Origin of the sequence: Microvirga calopogonii (assembly GCF_003347665.1) — a bacterium.
Taxonomy (GTDB): Bacteria; Pseudomonadota; Alphaproteobacteria; order Rhizobiales; family Beijerinckiaceae; genus Microvirga; species Microvirga calopogonii.
Map to the genome: position 1 here is coordinate 1 of NZ_QDGA01000045.1, position 18,790 is coordinate 18,790.

Sequence of the window (18,790 nt, forward strand, 5' to 3'; positions counted from 1 at the left end):
TCGAGGGTGGCGCGACGGGCAGCCCGGCTCGCTACTGTGTGTTGGATGGAAGAGCCGGACGGCCGCTTCGCGCACGGTTCTTTTCAGGTGGACCAGCTGGCAGGGCCAAGGTCGACCTCCCGCGACCACAGGCGTGCGAGGCCTGCGGCGGGACCGTGCCTGCTCCCACACTGCGACGCCTCGCGAGCGCGCCCCTCGTCAGGAGCAGATCTGGGCAATGATATAGCCAAGGTTGCACGGCCTGTCAAGAACAAAGTGAGAACATGAGATTGTCCTCACCGCCTCTCCGACCTCATCCTGAGGAGCCGCGCCAGCGGCGTCTCGAAGGAGGCTCCAGCGCGCACGGGAGACGCCCTCGTCCTTCGAGACGGTCGCACAGCGACCTCCTCAGGATGAGGGCGATGGGGGCACGGCAGACTGAGATGCCTGGACCGACTCCCAGGCCAAATCCGGGAGCAGCGATGACGTCAATGCGGTCGAGGGTGCGCCGTCCCATCAACCGAAAGAAACATTGAAGTAACGTAGGGTTAGTCTACATGGAAGGTATCCTTTGACCTTCCGAAAATCTGCATGTCAGCGAGAATAACCTCGAATATATCCACGACGCGTCAGCTCGCAGGCATGGTTGCGGCCAAGGTTGAAAGGCGTGGCTCCGGCAACGTTCGGTCGGCTTCGCTCGCGACCGTCTGTCGCCTCATCCACCCTCGACACGAGACAAAGCCATCTCCGGCAGGCGGGTTCAATGGATCGTAACTTCGCTCCCGGCCTCTATTTCCTGAGCGGGGGCGGTGAAATGGGTGCGCTCATGCGCGCTCACGACTGGTCCACGTCGCCTCTCGGCCCTCCCGAAGGCTGGCCGCAGAGCCTGCGAACGGTCGTGAGCCTGATGCTCACCTCCAAATTTCCCATGTTCGTCGCCTGGGGCCCTCGGCTGGCCTTCCTGTACAACGATGGCTACCGGCCCATCTTCGGCGCCAAGCACCCGCACGCCCTTGGCCTCCCTTTCGTGGATGTCTGGTCGGAGATCTGGTCCGACATCGAGCCCTTAGTGACCAAGGCGCTGGCCGGAGAGGCGACCTACCACGCGGACATGCACCTCGTGATGGAGCGCAACGGCTATCCGGAAGACACGTGGTACACCTTCTCCTACTCGCCCGTCCGGGACGAAACGGGAGGCATCGGCGGCATGTTCTGTGCCTGCACGGAGACCACCCAGGAGGTGAAATCCCGGGCGGCCCTGAAGGCCGAGCAGGACCGGCTTCGCGAACTCTTCCGCCAGGCGCCCGGTTTCATGGCGATGCTGAGCGGCCGTGATCATGTCTTCGAGCTGGCGAACGACGCCTATCTCCAGCTCGTGGGACACCGCCGGGACATCTTGGGAAAGACCGTCAGGGACGTCCTGCCCGAGATCGAGGGCCAGGGATTCTTCGAGCTGCTCGACAAAGTCTACGCGACGGGCGAACCCTTTGTCGGGCGCAGTCTCCGGGTCAGGCTTCAGCGGGAACCGGGGGGCAGCGTCGAAGACCGGTTCGTCGACCTCGTCTATCAGCCGATCACGGACCGCACGGGCAAGGCCACCGGCATCTTCGCCGAGGGCTACGACGTCACGGAGCGGGTCCAGGCGGAGGAGAGCCTGCGCGAGAGCGAAGCACGATTCCGCAATCTCGCCGACAACGCTCCCGTCATGGTCTGGGTGACGGAGCCGGACGGACGAGGCTCCTACCTGTCCCGCTCCTGGTATGAGTTCACCGGACAGACGCCGGAGACCGGCCTGGGCTTCGGCTGGCTGGACGCCGTCCATCCGGAGGACCGCGACGAGTCGGGCCGGGTGTTCCAGGAGGCCAACGCCAAGCAGCAGGCGTTCCGGCTCGAATATCGGCTGCGGCGGGCGGACGGGACCTACCGGTGGGCCATCGATGCGGCTGCGCCACGCTTCAGCGAAGACGGCGCCTTCCTCGGCTATGTCGGCTCGGTGCTCGACATCACCGACCGCAAGGAGGTCGAGGAACATCGCGAGCTTCTCATCAACGAGCTGAACCACCGGGTGAAGAACACGCTGGCCATCGTCCAGGCGATGGCGGCGCAAAGCCTGCGTCAGGTGAGTGAGGAGAGCCGTCCCAAGCTCCAGGCGTTCGAGGATCGCCTGTTCGCCCTGGCGCGCGCCCATGACGTTCTCACGCGCCAGAACTGGGAAGGGGCGGAGCTGCGGGAAATCATCGACGAGGTGGTCGAGCCCTATCTCCGGCAGAAGACGAAGCATTTCGAGATCAAGGGCGAGCGCCTTCGCCTCATTCCGAGAACGGCTCTCGCCATCGCGATGGCCATCCACGAACTGGCGACGAATGCCGCGAAATACGGCGCGCTCGCCGTCCCGTCAGGATGCGTCGTCATTACATGGATGCTCACGCCGGGGGACGCGCCGCGCCTCGTCTTGAGATGGGAGGAGCAGGGTGGTCCGCCCGTCAGCATTCCGACCCGCCGAGGCTTCGGCACGCGGCTGATCGAGCGAAGCCTGGCAACCGACGTCGGCGGCGATGTTCAGCTCACCTACGATCCGACCGGAGTCGTGTGCGTGATGGACATTCCGTTGAGAGAGGCAAGCGGAATGCAGGAGCAGGCTTCATTGCCTTGAGCGAAGGCTCGCGCTTGATATCCGGGTCAAATGAAGCGCCTTCAGTGTCATTCCCGGCCGGAGCGCAGCGGAGGGGAAGGGAATCCATAGCGCTGAGCATGTGAGTGGATCCCCTTCCCGCACTGCGTGCGCCGGGGATGACACCGGCGCGTGTTTCTCGGCGCTTCAACTCATCGGGATCATCGGCACGAGGTCGACCATGGCAGTGGAACGCGCCATACGGCTTGGCGCTCAGACGAGGGCCATTGACCCCGCACCCCTGTTGCGTGTTACCTCGTCCCCGGAAGCCGGGCGCACCCGGTTCCGGGGTCTAGTAAGCCCCTCCTAGAGCGGTCGGCATCGACCGCAAACGATGCCTTCCCAGCTACGGCCGGGGAGGTGTTGGCGCATGTCCAGGGCGAAAGCCTAAAGGCCAATGCGGCTGTCTCTAGGCGGTCTTACTACTCCCCGACCACCAGCACTCCTGCTGGTGGTCCCTTCACCTGAGGGGAGTTGCCGCGATGGACCAGCCTTATTCCGCATGGGCCGATTGGCTCTCGAAGTTCCACACCTGGCCTGAACTCATCCAGGCCCTCTGGCTCGTCAGCCTGCCGCTCACCCTCATCGGCGTCACATGGCTGCTGATGCGCGGCCTGCGGGATCTCATCCCCGCGCTCTCCCGCCGCCCAAGCCAGTGGCGCGGCCACCTGATCTACGGCGTGTATCAGGACCCGCAGGGCCGCTGGATGGTCTACTGGCACGACCGCCAGCCGCAGGAAGTCGACTGGACCAACCCGCCGCCGGAACTGATCGGGCGAGGGCAGGTGGTGCAGGGCGTCTTTCGCAGGCCGGAGGCGTGAGGGGCGTTCAACACGCTCCCCGCCATGGCCTCCACGTTTTTTGACTTCCTCAACGTCATGGCCGGGCTCGTCCCGGCCATCCCGATTAATTGAAGCGCCGCGCCTCTCGCATCGGGATCACCGGCACAGGGCCGGTGATGACGTGGAGGGTGAGGGCAGGCTCAGAGAGGACGTTCTTTCTTTTTACAGTCCCAGCTTCTTCTTGCGCTGGGCGAGCGTGCGTAGGCGCAGCGCGTTGAGCTTGATGAAGCCGGCGGCGTCGCGGTGGTCGTAGGCGACGGCGCCTTCCTCGAAGGTCACGAGATCCTGGTCGTAGAGGGTGTAGGGGCTCTGGCGTCCGATGAGGTGGACGCCGCCCTTGTAGAGCTTCAGCGTCACCTCGCCGGTGACGAATTCCTGGGACCGGTCGATCAGCGCCTGAAGCATCTCGCGCTCGGGCGAGAACCAGAAGCCGTTATAGATGAGCTCCGCGTATTTCGGCATCAGCTCGTCCTTCAGGTGGGCCGCGCCGCGGTCGAGGGTGATCGACTCGATGCCGCGATGGGCGAGGTGAAGGATCGTGCCGCCGGGGGTCTCGTACATGCCGCGGCTCTTCATGCCGACGAAACGGTTCTCCACGAGGTCGAGGCGACCGATGCCGTTGATACGCCCAAGCTCGTTGAGCTTCGCCAGCAGGTCGGCCGGGCCGAGCTTCTTTCCGTCGATGGCGACCGGGTCGCCCTTCTCGAAGGCGATCTTGATCACCGTCGGCTTGTCGGGCGCGGACTCGGGGCCGTCGGTGCGGGAATAGACGTAGTCCGGCACCTCCACGGAGGGATCCTCCAGCACCTTGCCTTCGGAGGAGGCGTGCAGGAGGTTGGCGTCCACGGAGAACGGAGCCTCGCCGCGCTTGTCCTTGGCGATCGGGATCTGGTGCTGCTCGGCGAAGGCGATGAGCTGCTCGCGGGAGCGCAGGTCCCATTCGCGCCAGGGGGCGATCACGGTCACGTCGGGCTTGAGGGCGTAGTAGCCGAGCTCGAAGCGCACCTGGTCGTTGCCCTTGCCGGTGGCCCCGTGGGCGACCGCATCGGCGCCGACCTTCTCGGCGATCTCGATCTGCTTCTTGGCGATCAGCGGCCGGGCGATGGAGGTGCCGAGGAGATACAGGCCCTCATACTGCGCGTTGGCGCGGAACATCGGGAACACGTAATCGCGCACGAACTCGTCGCGCAGGTCCTCGATGAAGATGTTTTCCGGCTTGATGCCCAGAAGCTCGGCCTTCTTGCGCGCCGGCTCCAGCTCCTCGCCCTGGCCGAGATCGGCCGTGAAGGTCACCACCTCGCAGCCATAGGTGGTCTGCAGCCACTTGAGGATGATGGAGGTGTCGAGGCCGCCGGAATAGGCGAGCACGACCTTGTTCACGCGCTTCTCAGCCATAGCAAGGGTTCCGTTGATAAGGGTGCCTGCGACTTAGAACATCGGATCTAAAAGGGGAAGCCACTTTTGGTCGGATCGAACGGCATGCTCCCCCTGCATTCCTGACCGGAAAGCCAAGGCCTGCCATAACTTGAGGGAATGCGATACGCCCATATAAGGATGTGAAGCCGGCTGGCAGGAGGCGAGAGCCTTGCTGTCATGAAGTCCGGTATCGAGAGACGCTCATGATCCGCCAGCCAAACCTCGAATTCTGGTACGAATTCGCCTCCACCTATTCCTATCTCGCGGCCATGCGCATCGAGAAGGCTGCAGCGGAGGCGGGCGTCGTGCTGCTGTGGCGGCCGTTCCTGCTCGGGCCTGTCTTCAAGGCGCAGGGGCTGGAGACCTCGCCCTTCGCGCTCTTTCCCGTCAAGGGGCGCTACATGTGGCGGGACATGGAGCGGGAGGCCGCCCGGCTCGGGCTGCCCTTCTACCGTCCCAAGACCTTTCCGCAGAACGGGCTCCTGGCGGCGCGCATCGCGCTCATTGGGGTCGAGCCCGGCTGGGCCCCGGCCTTCACCAAGGCCGTCTACACGGCGGAGTTCGGCGAGGGGCGCGACATCGCCGATCCGGCAGTGCTGGCCGCGATCCTGACCGGCATGGGGCTCGAGGCCGAGACGGTTCTGGCCGAGGCGCAGGGGGAGGCCAACAAGACCCGCCTGCGACGGATGGGCGACGAGGTCCAGTCCCGGGGCCTTTTCGGCGCGCCCACCTTCTTCACCGAGGACGGCGAGATGTTCTGGGGCAACGACCGGCTCGAACAGGCGCTCAGTTGGGCGGTTGCCCAGGCCCGTCGCTCGGACTGGCCGGTTTGACCGATGGTCAAGCTGGTTCTATGTCGTACACAACCAGATAAGCCGCAGCGGGACGCCAATCGCTGCCGCCCCGACAATCCTTCCAGAATCTCCGTAAAGCCATGCGCTCCCTCGTCCGGGGCGTGTGCCCACGTTGGAAAACGAGTCGCATGATGTTGATGAAAAACAGTGTCGCCGACCAGAAAGGCCGCCTCAAGTCGATCCTCGGCGGATCGGCCGGCAACATGGTCGAGTGGTACGACTGGTACGTCTATTCCGCCTTCACCCTCTATTTCGCCCCGATCTTCTTTCCCAAGGGCGACCAGACCGCCCAGCTGCTGAACGCCGCCGCCGTCTTCGCGGTCGGCTTCCTCATGCGCCCCATCGGCGCCTGGATCATGGGCATCTACGCGGACCGCAAGGGCCGCAAGGCCGGCCTCACCCTGTCGGTGACGCTCATGTGCACGGGCTCGCTGATGATCGCCGTCACGCCGGGCTATGACAGCATCGGGGTGTTCGCCCCCATCATCCTCGTCCTGGCGCGCCTCCTCCAGGGCATCAGCGTCGGCGGCGAGTACGGCGCCAGCGCGACCTACCTGAGCGAGATGGCGGGCAAGAGCCGCCGCGGCTTCTTCTCGAGCTTCCAGTACGTGACGCTCATCTCCGGCCAGCTCCTCGCGCTTGCCGTGCTGCTGGTCCTGCAGCAGGTCATGTCCGAGCAGAGCCTCGAAGCCTGGGGCTGGCGCATCCCGTTCGCCATCGGCGGCGTGCTCGCGGTGATCGTGTTCTACCTCCGCCGCGGCCTCGCCGAGACGGAATCCTACAAGAACGCCCAAGGCGCCCAGGGCACGGACGCGAAGGCGCCCCGCTCCAGCGGCCTGGCGCTCTTCACCAAGTATCCGCGCGAGGCCTTCACGGTGATCGCGTTGACCGCCGGCGGCACGCTCGCCTTCTATGCCTACACCACCTACCTGCAGAAGTTCCTGGTCAACACCTCGGGCTTCTCCCGCGAGGCGGCGAGCCAGATCACGGCGGCGGCCCTGTTCGTGTTCATGGTGATCCAGCCGGCGGCGGGCGCCCTATCCGACAGGATCGGGCGCAAGCCGCTGATGGTGGGCTTCGGCATCCTCGGCGTGCTGTTCACCTACCTGATCTTCTCGACGCTCGCCGGCACGAAGGACCCCTACACGGCCTTCGCCCTGTGCCTCGCGGCCCTGGTGATCGTCACCGGCTACACGTCGATCAACGCCGTCGTGAAGGCCGAGATGTTCCCGGCCCATATCCGGGCGCTCGGCGTGGCGCTTCCCTATGCCATTGCCAACACGGTCTTCGGCGGCACCGCCGAGTACGTAGCGCTCTGGTTCAAGCAGGCCGGCATCGAATACGGGTTCTTCTGGTACGTGACCGTCATGGTCGGCCTGTCCCTCATCGTCTACCTGCGCATGAAGGACACCCGCCAGCACAGCCTGATCCACGAGGATTGACGCCCTTCGAGCCTCCCCGCAAACGATCGGGGAGGCTCAAATCCTTGAAAGCCTTGTGGTCAGGGGCCATTTGGGATATTAGAACCCCCATCCGACAAGACATTGACGGTTAACGTTGCGTAAGGGTGCGTCTGACGCGCCCTTCTGGCGTCCGGATAAGTCATTGCGGTACAAGCGTTTCCATCCGTCGATGATACGCCGGCCCGCTCGATGAGCGGCATGCCTCGGACATGGCCCTAGAAGGGGCGTCCTCAGGCAGCGGCGGCTGGAAACGGCCCGTTAACACGAGCCGCCGGCGTTGCCCCTTTAAACGAGGGCCATTCAGGAGAACCTATGTCTGCAGCTTTGCAACAGCCGAGCCGTGAAGATTTCGCGGCCCTGCTCGAAGAATCCTTCCGCACCTCCGAGATCAGCGAAGGCTCGGTCGTGAAGGGCAAGGTGGTCGCGATCGAAAAGGACGTCGCGGTCATCGATATCGGCGCCAAGACCGAAGGTCGCGTCGCCCTGAAAGAATTTGCCGGCCCGAACCGCGACCAGACGGTCAATGTCGGTGACGAGGTCGAGGTCTATGTCGAGCGCATCGAGAATGCGCTGGGCGAGGCCGTCATCTCCCGTGACAAGGCCCGCCGCGAAGAGTCGTGGGTGAAGCTCGAGAAGGCCTTCGAGGCCGGCGAGCGCGTCAACGGCACGATCTTCAACCAGGTGAAGGGCGGCTACACGGTCGACCTCGACGGCGCCGTGGCGTTCCTGCCCCGCTCGCAGGTCGACATCCGCCCGGTCCGCGACGTCACCCCGCTCATGGGCGTGGCTCAGCCGTTCCAGATCCTCAAGATGGACCGCCGCCGCGGCAACATCGTCGTGTCGCGCCGCACGGTTCTCGAAGAGAGCCGCGCCGAGCAGCGTTCCGAGCTCGTGGCCAACCTCGAAGAGGGTCAGGTCATCGACGGCGTGGTCAAGAACATCACCGAGTACGGTGCGTTCGTTGATCTCGGCGGCATCGACGGCCTGCTGCACGTCACCGACATGGCATGGCGCCGCGTCAACCACCCGTCCGAGGTCGTAACCATCGGCCAGACGGTGAAGGTGAAGATCATCAAGATCAACCACGAGACGCACCGCATCTCGCTGGGCATCAAGCAGCTGCTCGCCGATCCGTGGGAGGGCATCGCCGCCCGTTACCCCGTCGGCGCCAAGCTGAAGGGCCGCGTCACGAACATCACCGATTACGGTGCGTTCGTGGAGCTGGAGCCGGGCATCGAAGGCCTGATCCACGTGTCCGAGATGTCCTGGACGAAGAAGAACGTCCACCCGGGCAAGATCATCTCCACCTCGCAGGAGGTTGAGGTCGTGATCCTCGAGGTCGACCAGGTGAAGCGCCGCATCTCGCTCGGCCTGAAGCAGACGCTTCAGAACCCGTGGGAAGCCTTCGCCGAGAAGCACCCTGTCGGCTCCGAAGTCGAAGGCGAGGTCAAGAACAAGACCGAGTTCGGTCTGTTCATCGGTCTCGAGAACGACGTCGACGGCATGGTCCACCTCTCGGACCTCGACTGGAACCGTCCGGGCGAGCAGGTCATCGACGACTTCAAGAAGGGCGACATCGTCCGCGCTCAGGTTCTCGACGTGGACGTCGAGAAGGAGCGCATCTCGCTCGGCATCAAGCAGCTTGCGGGCGATCCCTTCGCCGAAGCCGGCGAGATCAAGAAGGGCCAGATCGTCACCTGCGAGGTTCTCGAGGTGAAGGACGGCGGCCTGGAGGTGAAGATCGTCGACACCGACCTGACCACCTTCATCAAGCGCAACGAGCTTGCTCGTGACCGCGCCGACCAGCGCCCCGAGCGCTTCGCCGCCGGCGAGAAGCTCGATGCCCGCGTCACGCAGTTCGACCGCAAGGCCCGCCGCGTCACCGTCTCCATCAAGGCCCTCGAGGTCGCCGAGGAGAAGGAGGCCATGGCTCAGTACGGCTCGACCGATTCGGGTGCCTCGCTCGGCGACATCCTCGGCGCCGCCCTGAAGGCCAAGGACAAGAAGTAATCGGTCTCCGACTTTCGGAGTTCGATGGATCCCCGGGCTGAAAAGCCCGGGGATTTTTTGTTTGGGGAAGCCGCGAGTTCTCCCCCTCGTCATTACCAGCCTCGTGCCGGTGTTCGCGCTTCTGATGACGCGCCGCTTGTCATTCCGGGGCGAGCGTTTGCGAGAACCCGGAACCCATAACCGCTGACGATGCAGGAAGAGGCGTAGCGGTGATCGTGCTTTCTTGAGGCGTCGTGTTTATGGGTTCCGGGTTCGCCTGCGGCGCCCCGGAATGACGGCGGGGCAACACGTATGGATCGGCGCTCCAAGAAAGCGGGATGGCCGGGACAAGCCCGGCCATGACGGTGAGGGCTCCCTGACACGGCCGTATCCTGAGACACCCGCACGATCCGTCACGCCGGTTCCGCCTTGGCCGCCGCTTCCGTTGCCCTATCTGCTTGTCGGCGGACGCGTTTTAGGTGCTGCGGATTCAACTTCGCCGCCTAGAAAAAGCGTCCGAACCGCTCTAGGGTGCAGCCCTTCTCATCCGACTTGGAACCAGCAAGAGACGAATCGATGTCCATCGATGCCGAAGCCATCGCCGACCGCCGCCGTCTGCGCCGCAAGCTCTCCTTCTGGCGCGTCGCGGGATTTCTGGGTCTCATCGCGGCCGTAGCCGCTCTTGGCTACGTGGCCGCCGACCGGGCGGGATACGGCGCCATTCAGAACCAGATCGCCCGCATTTCCGTCGACGGGGTGATCACCGGCAACCAGCGCCTCGCCGACCTGATGCAGCGGGTGGGCGAGTCGAGCGCGGTTTCCGGCGTGGTGATCTCCATCAACAGCCCCGGCGGCACCACGACCGGCTCCGAGGAGCTTTACCGCAACATCCGCAGGCTTTCCGAGAAGAAGCCCGTCGTCACCTTCGTGGACGGCACGGCGGCCTCCGGCGGCTACATCACGGCGATCGCCACCGATTACATCGTCGCCCGCGAGACCTCGATCGTGGGCTCCATCGGCGTGCTCTTCCAGTACCCCGACCTGTCGGGCCTCATGGGCCAGGTCGGCGTGAAGCTGGAGGAGGTGAAGTCCACGCCGCTCAAGGCTGAGCCCAGCCCCTTCAAGCCCACGTCCCCGGAGGCGCGCGCCGCCATGCAGTCGGTGGTCAACGACACTTACGACTGGTTCAAGACCCTGGTGCGCGAGCGCCGCCGCCTGAGCGAGAGCGAGCTGGCCGCCGCCTCCACGGGGCAGGTGTTCAGCGGCCGCCAGGGCGTGCCCATGAAGCTCGTCGACAAGATCGGCGGGGAGCGCGATGCGGTCGCGTGGTTGGAGCAGACCAAGGGCGTGGCCAAGGACCTGCCGATTCGCGACTGGAAGCCGAAGAGCGACCGGGACCTTTCCATCTTCGCCATGGGCGCGACGGTGGCCGATCTCTTCGGTTTCGAGCGGGTGGCGGACGGCTTGCGCCGGGCATCGTCCCATGCGGAGATCGCACAACTTGACGGCCTTCTGGCGGTCTGGCAACCTTCGGAAAAATAAAGCAACGTCAAAGATATAGCCATTCCATGATCAAATCCGAACTGGTGCTCAAGATCGCCGAGCAGAACCCGCATCTCTATCAGCGCGATGTGGAGAAGATCGTGAACGCGATTCTCGATACGATCGGCGATGCCCTCGCCAGGGGCGACCGGGTCGAGCTGCGCGGCTTCGGCGCGTTCTCGGTGAAGAAGCGGGACGCTCGCACGGGCCGCAACCCGCGCACGGGCGAAGCCGTTTCCATCTCCGAAAAGGTCGTTCCCGTCTTCAAGACGGGCAAGGAAATGCGTCAGCGGCTCAATGCTCCGGCTCCCAAGGTGCTCAAGGCCGCGGCCGCACAGTGATTGCTTGAGAGGTGTTCGTGATTCGCTTTCTGAAGGCGCTCATTCTTCTGCCGGTCGCCGTCCTGGTGGTCCTCCTCGCGGTCGCGAACCGCGCCCCGGTGACCCTGTCGCTCGACCCGTTCTCCCAGGACGCGCCGGAATTCGCCACCCGGCTGCCGCTCTTCGCCGTGATCTTCGCGGCCGTCATGCTCGGCGTGGTAATCGGCGGCACGGCGAGCTGGCTCGCGCAGGGCAAGAACCGCAAGTCGCGCCGGCAGCTGCGGCGCGAGACGCGCCAGCTGCGCTACGAGACCGAGCGCCTCAAGACGCAGAACGGTTCAGCCACCACTCTGCCGGCGACGGTGTCCTCTTCTCCCAGCCCCCGGTTCTAAGACCTTTACCATGCGCGTCGTGACAGCTGCCGAGATCGATCGGGTTCTCACCTTTCCAGCCCTGATCGATGCCCTGGCCGAGGCCTTTCGCGGCGACATGGTCACGCCGGTGCGCCATCACCACGAGATCGAGCGGGCCGGCGCCCATGGCACGCTCCTGCTCATGCCGTCCTGGACCGGTCCCGCCACGCAGGATGGATTCGTCGGTGTGAAGGTCGTGTCCGTGTTCCCGGAAAACGGCGCCAAGGGCCTGCCCAGCGTCATGGGCTCCTATCTGCTCATGGACGGCGCCACGGGCGAGCCCGTCTCGGTTCTCGACGGCACACGACTGACCGTCTGGCGCACGGCCGCCGCCTCGGCCCTGGCGGCGCGGTATCTGGCGCGCGAGGATGCAGGCCGCATGGTGATGGTCGGGGCCGGGTCCCTCGCGCCCTTCCTCATCCGCGCCCATATGAGCCAGCGGCCGATTCGCGAGGTTGCGCTCTGGAACCACAACGGCGCCAGGGCCGAGGCGCTCGCCGCCGAGCTGCGCCGCGAGGGTCTGCCGGTCACCGCCGTCACCAACCTGGAGGCGGCCGTGCGCGAAGCCGATCTCATTTCCTGCGCGACGCTCTCGAGCGCACCCATCGTCAGGGGGGGCTGGCTGAAACCGGGGGCGCATCTCGATCTCGTCGGCGCCTTCAATCTCAAAATGCGCGAGGCGGACGACGAGGCCCTGCTGCGGGCTCAGGTCCATATCGACACGCCGGCCGCCAAGACGGAGGGTGGGGACGTGGCCGTGGCGCTCCAGGGTGGCGCAATGGCCGAGAGCCACATCCGGGGCACGCTCGCGGACCTGTGCGTGAGTGCGCCCCGTCGCGATCCGGCGGCCATCACGGCCTTCAAGTCGGTCGGTGCGGCATTGGAGGACCTGGCTGCGGCGATGCTGGTGTGGCGCTCGCTCCCAAAAGCGTAGTAAAGTAGCCCTTATGGATAACCTGATCAAAATCTGCGGGCTCTCGACGCCCGAGACCCTCGATGTCGCCCTGGGCGCAGGCGCGGACATGGTCGGTTTCGTGCGTTTCCCCAAAAGCCCCCGTCACGTCAGCCTCGATCTCGGCCATCGTCTCTCCCTGCAGGCCAGGGGGCGCGCTCAGCGCGTGGTGCTCCTGGTCAATCCCGGAGACGAAGACGTCGCCCAGGCCATCGAGGCGATCAACCCTGACCTGATTCAGCTGCATGGTACCGAGAGCCCCGAGCGCGTGGCCGAGATCCGCTCCATGGTCAAGCGTCCGGTCATGAAGGCGCTGGGCATTGCGGAAGCCTCCGACCTGCAGGCGCTCGGCCCCTATGCGGGCGACGTCGACCGCATCCTGCTCGACGCCAAGCCGCCCCGCACGGCCGGTGCGCTTCCCGGCGGCAACGGGATCGCCTTCGACTGGCGACTTCTGAACGGACTTGACCGCAAGGTTTCCTTCATGCTGTCAGGTGGCCTCGACCCCGATAACGTTGCGGAGGCGATCCGGCTCACGAAGCCGCAGGCCGTCGACGTGTCGTCCGGGGTGGAAAGCGGACCGGGTCTGAAAGATCCGGCACGGATCGAGGCCTTCATCAAGGCCGCCCGGACAGCATTCGCTGCCGCCCATCACTAAGTTAGGAGAGCTCGTCCTCCCCGGGCGCGCGCTTTCAAGATCGTCAAGGCAGGACAGCCCGTGTCAGCTCAAGCTCAACCCAATTCCTTCCGCACAGGTCCCGACGAGCGCGGGCATTTCGGCCAGTTCGGCGGCCGCTTCGTGGCCGAGACCCTGATGCCGAACATTCTCGAGCTGGAAAAGGCCTACGAGGAGGCGAGGAACGATCCGGCCTTCCACGCCGACATGGCGAACTACTCGACCCATTACATCGGCCGCCCGAGCCCGCTCTATTTCGCCGAGCGCATGACGGAGCATCTCGGTGGGGCAAAAATCTACTTCAAGCGCGAAGAGCTGAACCATACCGGCGCGCACAAGGTGAACAACGTGCTGGGCCAGATCCTTCTCGCCCGCCGCATGGGCAAGAAGCGCATCATCGCCGAGACCGGCGCCGGCCAGCATGGCGTCGCCACCGCGACGCTCTGCGCGCGCTTCGGCCTCGACTGCGTGGTCTATATGGGCGCCGTCGACGTGGAGCGGCAGAAGCCCAACGTGTTCCGCATGAACATGCTGGGCGCCAAGGTGGTGCCGGTGCAGTCCGGCACCCGCACCCTCAAGGACGCCATGAACGAGGCCCTGCGCGACTGGGTCACCAACGTGTCCGACACCTTCTACTGCATCGGCACGGTCGCCGGTCCGCATCCCTATCCGGCCATGGTGCGCGACTTCCAATGCGTGATCGGCAACGAAACCCGCGAGCAGATGATGCAGGCGGAAGGCCGCCTGCCGGATTCGCTCGTCGCCTGCATCGGCGGCGGCTCCAACGCCATCGGGCTGTTCCATCCGTTCCTCGACGACAAGGACATCGAGATCTACGGCGTGGAGGCGGCGGGTCACGGCCTCGACAAGCTGCATGCGGCTTCGCTCTCGGGCGGCCGCCCGGGCGTGCTTCACGGCAACCGCACCTACCTGCTGATGGATCACGACGGCCAGATCCAGGACGCCCATTCGATCTCGGCCGGCCTCGATTATCCTGGCATCGGACCCGAGCATGCCTGGCTGCACGAGATGGGCCGGGTGACTTACATCTCCGCGACCGACGAGGAGGCGCTGGAAGCCTTCCAGCTCTGCTCGCGCCTCGAGGGCATCCTGCCCGCGCTGGAGCCCAGCCACGCGCTTGCCAAGGTGATGGAACTGGCCCCGCAGAAGCCCAAGGATCACCTGATGGTGGTCAATATCAGCGGCCGCGGCGACAAGGACCTGTTCCAGATCGCCGAGCACCTGGGCAACCAGATCGTTTGAGAACCACCTTGGCATGCAGCGCAACCGACCCTCTCCCTCCTTGTGGGGGAGAGTTGGAGAGGGGGGTGCTGGCGCTTCGTTCTGAGAGGCTGGCGCTCCCACCCCCCTCCCGGCTGCTTTCGCAGCCACCCCTCTCCCACAAGGAGGGAGAGGACATACGGCGCTCTTCACATATTTCGCCTCGCCTTCCTCTCATGCTAAAGACCCGCCCATGACACAGCGCATCGAAGCCCGTTTCGAAAAATGCCGCGCGGAAGGCCGCGCCGCTCTCGTCACCTATGTGATGGCCGGCGACCCGGACCCGGAGACCTCGCTCGAGATCCTCAGGAGCCTGCCCAAGGCGGGGGCCGACATCGTCGAGTTCGGGCTGCCCTTCACCGATCCCATGGCCGATGGACCGGCCATTCAGGCGGCGGGGCTGCGCGCCCTGAAGGTGGGGCAGGACACGGTCAAGACCCTCGACCTCATCCGCCGCTTCCGGGCCGAGGACCAGGACACGCCCGTGATCCTCATGGGCTATTTCAACCCGATCTTCGTCTACGGCGTCGACCGCTTCCTGGCTGACGCCAAGCAAGCCGGTGTCGACGGCCTGATCGTCGTCGACCTGCCGCCGGAAGAGGACGACGAGCTGTGCCTCCCGGCCCTCAAGGCCGGACTCGCCTTCATCCGTCTCGCGACCCCGACCACGGACGATAAGCGCCTGCCGGCGGTCCTCGCGAATACGGCGGGCTTCGTCTATTACGTCTCGATCACCGGCATCACCGGCGCGGCGACGCCCGATTTCGGCAAGGTCGCAACGGCCGTGGAGCGGATCAAGCGCCATACGCCCCTTCCCGTCGTGGTGGGCTTCGGCGTCAAGAGCGGCGCCCATGCGGCGGCGGTGGCCAAGGGTGCCGACGGCGTGGTGGTCGGCTCGGCCCTGATCGACGCGCTGAAGGGCACCCTCGATGCTCAGGATCGCGCAACGGCAGGTTCGGTCGAGGCGGTCACGAAGCTGGTGAAGGAATTGAGTGAAGGCGTCCGCTCTGTGGCAAAACGGGCGGCGGCCTAATACATAGAACAAGGTCCCTCATCCTGAGGAGGCGCGTAGCGCCGTCTCGAAGGAGGGTCCAGAGAGCACTGGAGACGCCCTCGTCCTTCGAGACGGCCTGACGGCCTCCTCAGGATGAAGGCTTCCGGGATGCTCCTCACGGAGAAGGATTAGCGATGAACTGGATTTCCGAAGTCGTCCGTCCGAAGATCAAGACGCTCTTCAAGCGCGAGACGCCGGACAATCTCTGGATCAAGTGCCCGGAGACCGGACAGGTCGTGTTCCACAAGGACGTGGAGGCGAACCAGTGGGTGATCCCCGGCTCCAACCACCACATGCGCATCTCGGCCACCCAGCGCCTCCAGCTCATGTTCGACGGCGCCACCTGGCTCGACGTGGCCCTGCCGGAAGTGGCCGTCGATCCTCTGAAATTCCGTGACGAGAAGCGCTACATCGACCGCCTGAAGGACGCCCGCACCAAGACCGGCCAGCAGGACGCGTTCAAGGTCGGCTTCGGCCGGGTCGCGGAGCTGCCGATGACCATCGCGGTCCAGGATTTCGGCTTCATGGGCGGCTCGCTCGGCATGGCGGCCGGCGAGGCCTTCATCAAGGGCGCCGAGACGGCGCTCGACAAGAAGACGCCCTACGTGCTCTTCGCCGGCTCCGGCGGCGCGCGCATGCAGGAGGGCATCCTGTCCCTCATGCAGATGCCCCGCACCACGGTGGCGATCCGCCGCCTGCGCGATGCCAAGCTGCCCTATATCGTCGTGCTCACCAACCCGACCACCGGTGGCGTGACGGCATCCTACGCCATGCTCGGCGACGTCCATCTGGCCGAGCCCGGCGCGCTCATCGGCTTTGCCGGGCCGCGCGTCATCGAGCAGACCATCCGCGAGAAGCTGCCTGACGGCTTCCAGCGCTCCGAATACCTGAAGGATCACGGCATGGTGGACGCGGTCGTGCACCGCCACGATCTGAAGGAGACGGTCGCCCGTCTGTCGCGCCTCTTCACCAAGGCTCCGGCCGTCAGCCCGGTCGCCCGTCCCGTGCCGGTGAACGCCGAGATCACGGCCGCGGCCGCCGAGTAAGCGAGAGCACAGGGCGATGGATTCCTCCGATGCGCACCGTCATTGACGGTGCGCAAAGCGGCTTCCATCCTCTCGCTCATGTCCAGTGTCGTCGGCGCTAGAGCATCTGACCCAAAAGTGGATTTGCACTTTTGGGATCCATCCGATGCTCCGCTCTTTCGATGAGCACATCGTTGGGGGCGGACCCAGCGGGCCGCGCTAGCGAAAACCGGATCCACTTTTCCGCACGATGTGCTGGGCGCGTGAACCTTCATCCGAAGTGACTCCATACCGTCAGGCTGGTTATCTGCCGGCACCACTTCGGCCGGCATCCCCGCGATTGCCGGTACTGCCTTGGTCGCCTGTTCGCGTGCCAGCGCCTTCCGATAAGGCCCGGCACACACCGTTGATACGCTGCTCCCCCACGATGCATTGTCGTTCTTGAGGGCCGGGCTCCGCGAATGCAGGCTCAAGCCCGGCGAGCAAGAATCCAGCCAGTGCGATTCCATATACCCTGATCATCGGCGCCTCCGTTGGCCATGATCGGACTTTGAACCACTTTGCAGACGGAGGCCGTGCATTGCGTCACACAGGCGAAATTCGGTGCGTTCAAGACAAGGAAAGGCCCTCACGAGGAGCGTCCATAGCGCGGATCTAGAGCCTCGGACGCAAAAGTGGACACCACTTTTGGGATTCATCCGATGCTCCTTCTCTTGACTGGCGCATCGGATGACGCGGCCCTCTGGGTCCGTCCGATGCGCTAGCAGCAACATCGTCACGGGCCACCCCCATGCACCTGACCGCTTGAGCGACGATCCGCCTAACGACGCCTCTCTTCCCCCCTCGAGCGGCAAGTGCTAGTCCCGGCGTCCTGAAGGGAATGAGGAAGTCGGACATGAGTGGTAGCGGTGCTTTTGAGTCCTCCGATGCGCTGATCGCGCGCTTTCTCGCCCTGCACCCGAAGACCATCGATCTTTCGCTCGGGCGCATCCAGCGGCTTCTGGCCCAGCTCGGCCATCCGGAGCGCCGCCTGCCGCCGGTCATCCATGTGGCCGGCACCAACGGCAAGGGCTCGACCATCGCGTTCATGCGGGCGATCCTCGAAAGCGCCGGTCTTGCCGTCCACGTCTATACCTCGCCTCATCTCGTGCGCTTCCACGAGCGCATCCGCCTGGGCCGGCTCGGCGGCGGCGGCCGCTATGTGAGCGAGGAGAGGCTCGTCGAGGCCTTCCGCCGCTGCGAGGCGGTGAACGCGGGCGAGCCCATCACCGTGTTCGAGATCACGACCGCGGCCGCCCTGCTGATCTTCGCGGAAGAGCCTGCCGACGTGCTCCTGCTCGAAGTCGGTCTCGGCGGCCGCTTCGACGCCACCAACGTGATCGACAGGCCGGCCGCCGCCGTCGTTACGCCCATCGGGCATGACCACGCGGAATATCTCGGCACGACCCTGCAGGCCATCGCGAGGGAGAAGGCCGGCATCTTCAAGCGCGGCTGCCCGGCAATCATCGCCCCGCAGGATTACACGGAAGCCGACCAGACCCTGCGCGACGAGGCGGAGCGCATCGGCGTGTCCCCGCTCTTCGTCGGCCAGCAGGATTTCTCCGTGCACGAGGAGGGTGGACGCCTCGTCTACCAGGATGAGAAGGGCCTCCTGGACCTGCCGCGCCCCCGGCTCATCGGGCGGCATCAATTCACCAATGCCGGTACGGCGATCGCGGCACTGCGTGCCGCCGGGTTCGAGCATTTCGAGACGTCCGCCTTCGAGGCGGGCCTCACCCGCGCCGAATGGCCTGGGCGCCTCCAGCGCCTCAACAAGGGACGTCTGCCGGAGATCGCCCCGCAGGGCTGCGAGCTCTGGCTCGACGGCGGCCACAATCCCGACGGCGGCCGGGTGCTCGCCGCCGCCATGGCGGACCGGAGCGAGCGCTCGGACGCGCCCCTCGTGCTGATCACCGGCATGCTCGGCACGAAGGATTCTCAGGCCTTCTTCAAGAACTTCTCCGGCCTCGCCCGCGAGGTGATCGCGGTTCCGATCGCCGGCCAGATCGCCGCCCGCCCCGCCGAGGAGGTCGCGGCCATCGCGTCCAGCGTGGGGCTCACCACCTCGACGGCCTCGAGCGTCGAATCGGCCCTCGCCTCGCTCCACAACTATGTCTGGGACCACCCGCCCCGCATCCTGATCTGCGGCTCGCTCTATCTCGCCGGCGAGGTCTTGGCGGCGAACGGGACGCTGCCGGAGTAGGGACGTAAGATTTATCTCCGACGGGAGCGCATACCGAGAGTAGCGCTGGACTCCCCTCCCTCCTTGTGGGG

General features: G+C 65.3%; 15 protein-coding genes. 14 read left to right on the top strand and 1 reads right to left on the bottom strand.

Annotated elements, in window-relative coordinates:
- The first annotated feature begins 742 nt into the window (after positions 1–742).
- Entirely contained in the window at positions 743–2,632 is a 1,890-nt protein-coding gene (locus DDF70_RS23420; RefSeq protein ID WP_114947227.1) for a PAS domain-containing sensor histidine kinase, read from the top strand.
- Between the two features lie 500 nt (positions 2,633–3,132).
- A complete protein-coding gene (locus DDF70_RS23425; RefSeq protein WP_114947228.1) occupies positions 3,133–3,471 on the top strand; it encodes a hypothetical protein in 339 nt (112 codons plus the stop codon).
- Between the two features lie 183 nt (positions 3,472–3,654).
- Here DDF70_RS23425 and DDF70_RS23430 read toward each other — a convergent pair whose 3' ends face one another.
- Positions 3,655–4,887, bottom strand: coding sequence for an argininosuccinate synthase (locus DDF70_RS23430; RefSeq protein ID WP_114947229.1), 1,233 nt, complete (start codon positions 4,885–4,887; stop codon positions 3,655–3,657).
- Positions 4,888–5,111: 224 nt separating this feature from the next.
- Here DDF70_RS23430 and DDF70_RS23435 point away from each other — a divergent pair, with 224 nt between their 5' ends.
- The 12 genes from DDF70_RS23435 to DDF70_RS23495 all read left to right on the top strand — a co-directional run bounded on the left by DDF70_RS23435 (position 5,112) and on the right by DDF70_RS23495 (position 18,719).
- Positions 5,112–5,741, top strand: coding sequence for a 2-hydroxychromene-2-carboxylate isomerase (locus DDF70_RS23435; RefSeq protein WP_114947230.1), 630 nt, complete (start codon positions 5,112–5,114; stop codon positions 5,739–5,741).
- A 152-nt stretch (positions 5,742–5,893) separates the two neighbouring features.
- Positions 5,894–7,204 carry an MFS transporter gene (locus tag DDF70_RS23440; protein WP_162820608.1) on the top strand — a complete coding sequence of 437 codons (1,311 nt, stop codon included), beginning with the start codon at positions 5,894–5,896 and terminating at the stop codon, positions 7,202–7,204.
- A 333-nt stretch (positions 7,205–7,537) separates the two neighbouring features.
- Complete coding sequence (rpsA, locus tag DDF70_RS23445) at positions 7,538–9,235, top strand: 30S ribosomal protein S1 (protein WP_114947232.1); 1,698 nt, start codon at positions 7,538–7,540, stop codon at positions 9,233–9,235.
- Positions 9,236–9,790: 555 nt separating this feature from the next.
- Complete coding sequence (sppA, locus tag DDF70_RS23455; protein ID WP_114947234.1) at positions 9,791–10,756, top strand: signal peptide peptidase SppA; 966 nt, start codon at positions 9,791–9,793, stop codon at positions 10,754–10,756.
- A gap of 26 nt (positions 10,757–10,782) precedes the next feature.
- The gene (ihfB, locus tag DDF70_RS23460; protein WP_009490463.1) at positions 10,783–11,097 is read left to right on the top strand and encodes an integration host factor subunit beta; all 315 of its coding nucleotides are present in this window, start codon (positions 10,783–10,785) and stop codon (positions 11,095–11,097) included.
- Between the two features lie 17 nt (positions 11,098–11,114).
- Positions 11,115–11,468, top strand: a complete 354-nt coding sequence (locus DDF70_RS23465) for a LapA family protein (RefSeq protein ID WP_114947252.1) — start codon at positions 11,115–11,117, stop codon at positions 11,466–11,468.
- Positions 11,469–11,478: 10 nt separating this feature from the next.
- On the top strand, positions 11,479–12,423 hold the full coding sequence (lhpI, locus tag DDF70_RS23470; RefSeq protein WP_114947235.1) for a bifunctional Delta(1)-pyrroline-2-carboxylate/Delta(1)-piperideine-2-carboxylate reductase: 945 nt from the start codon (positions 11,479–11,481) through the stop codon (positions 12,421–12,423).
- 13 nt (positions 12,424–12,436) lie between these two features.
- A complete protein-coding gene (locus DDF70_RS23475) occupies positions 12,437–13,099 on the top strand; it encodes a phosphoribosylanthranilate isomerase (protein WP_114947236.1) in 663 nt (220 codons plus the stop codon).
- 60 nt (positions 13,100–13,159) lie between these two features.
- Positions 13,160–14,380, top strand: a complete 1,221-nt coding sequence (trpB, locus tag DDF70_RS23480; RefSeq protein WP_114947237.1) for a tryptophan synthase subunit beta — start codon at positions 13,160–13,162, stop codon at positions 14,378–14,380.
- Between the two features lie 211 nt (positions 14,381–14,591).
- On the top strand, positions 14,592–15,431 hold the full coding sequence (gene trpA, locus DDF70_RS23485) for a tryptophan synthase subunit alpha (RefSeq protein ID WP_114947238.1): 840 nt from the start codon (positions 14,592–14,594) through the stop codon (positions 15,429–15,431).
- 155 nt (positions 15,432–15,586) lie between these two features.
- The gene (gene accD / locus DDF70_RS23490; RefSeq protein WP_114947239.1) at positions 15,587–16,498 is read left to right on the top strand and encodes an acetyl-CoA carboxylase, carboxyltransferase subunit beta; all 912 of its coding nucleotides are present in this window, start codon (positions 15,587–15,589) and stop codon (positions 16,496–16,498) included.
- An 874-nt stretch (positions 16,499–17,372) separates the two neighbouring features.
- Positions 17,373–18,719, top strand: a complete 1,347-nt coding sequence (locus DDF70_RS23495) for a bifunctional folylpolyglutamate synthase/dihydrofolate synthase (protein WP_114947240.1) — start codon at positions 17,373–17,375, stop codon at positions 18,717–18,719.
- The last annotated feature ends 71 nt before the right edge of the window (positions 18,720–18,790 follow it).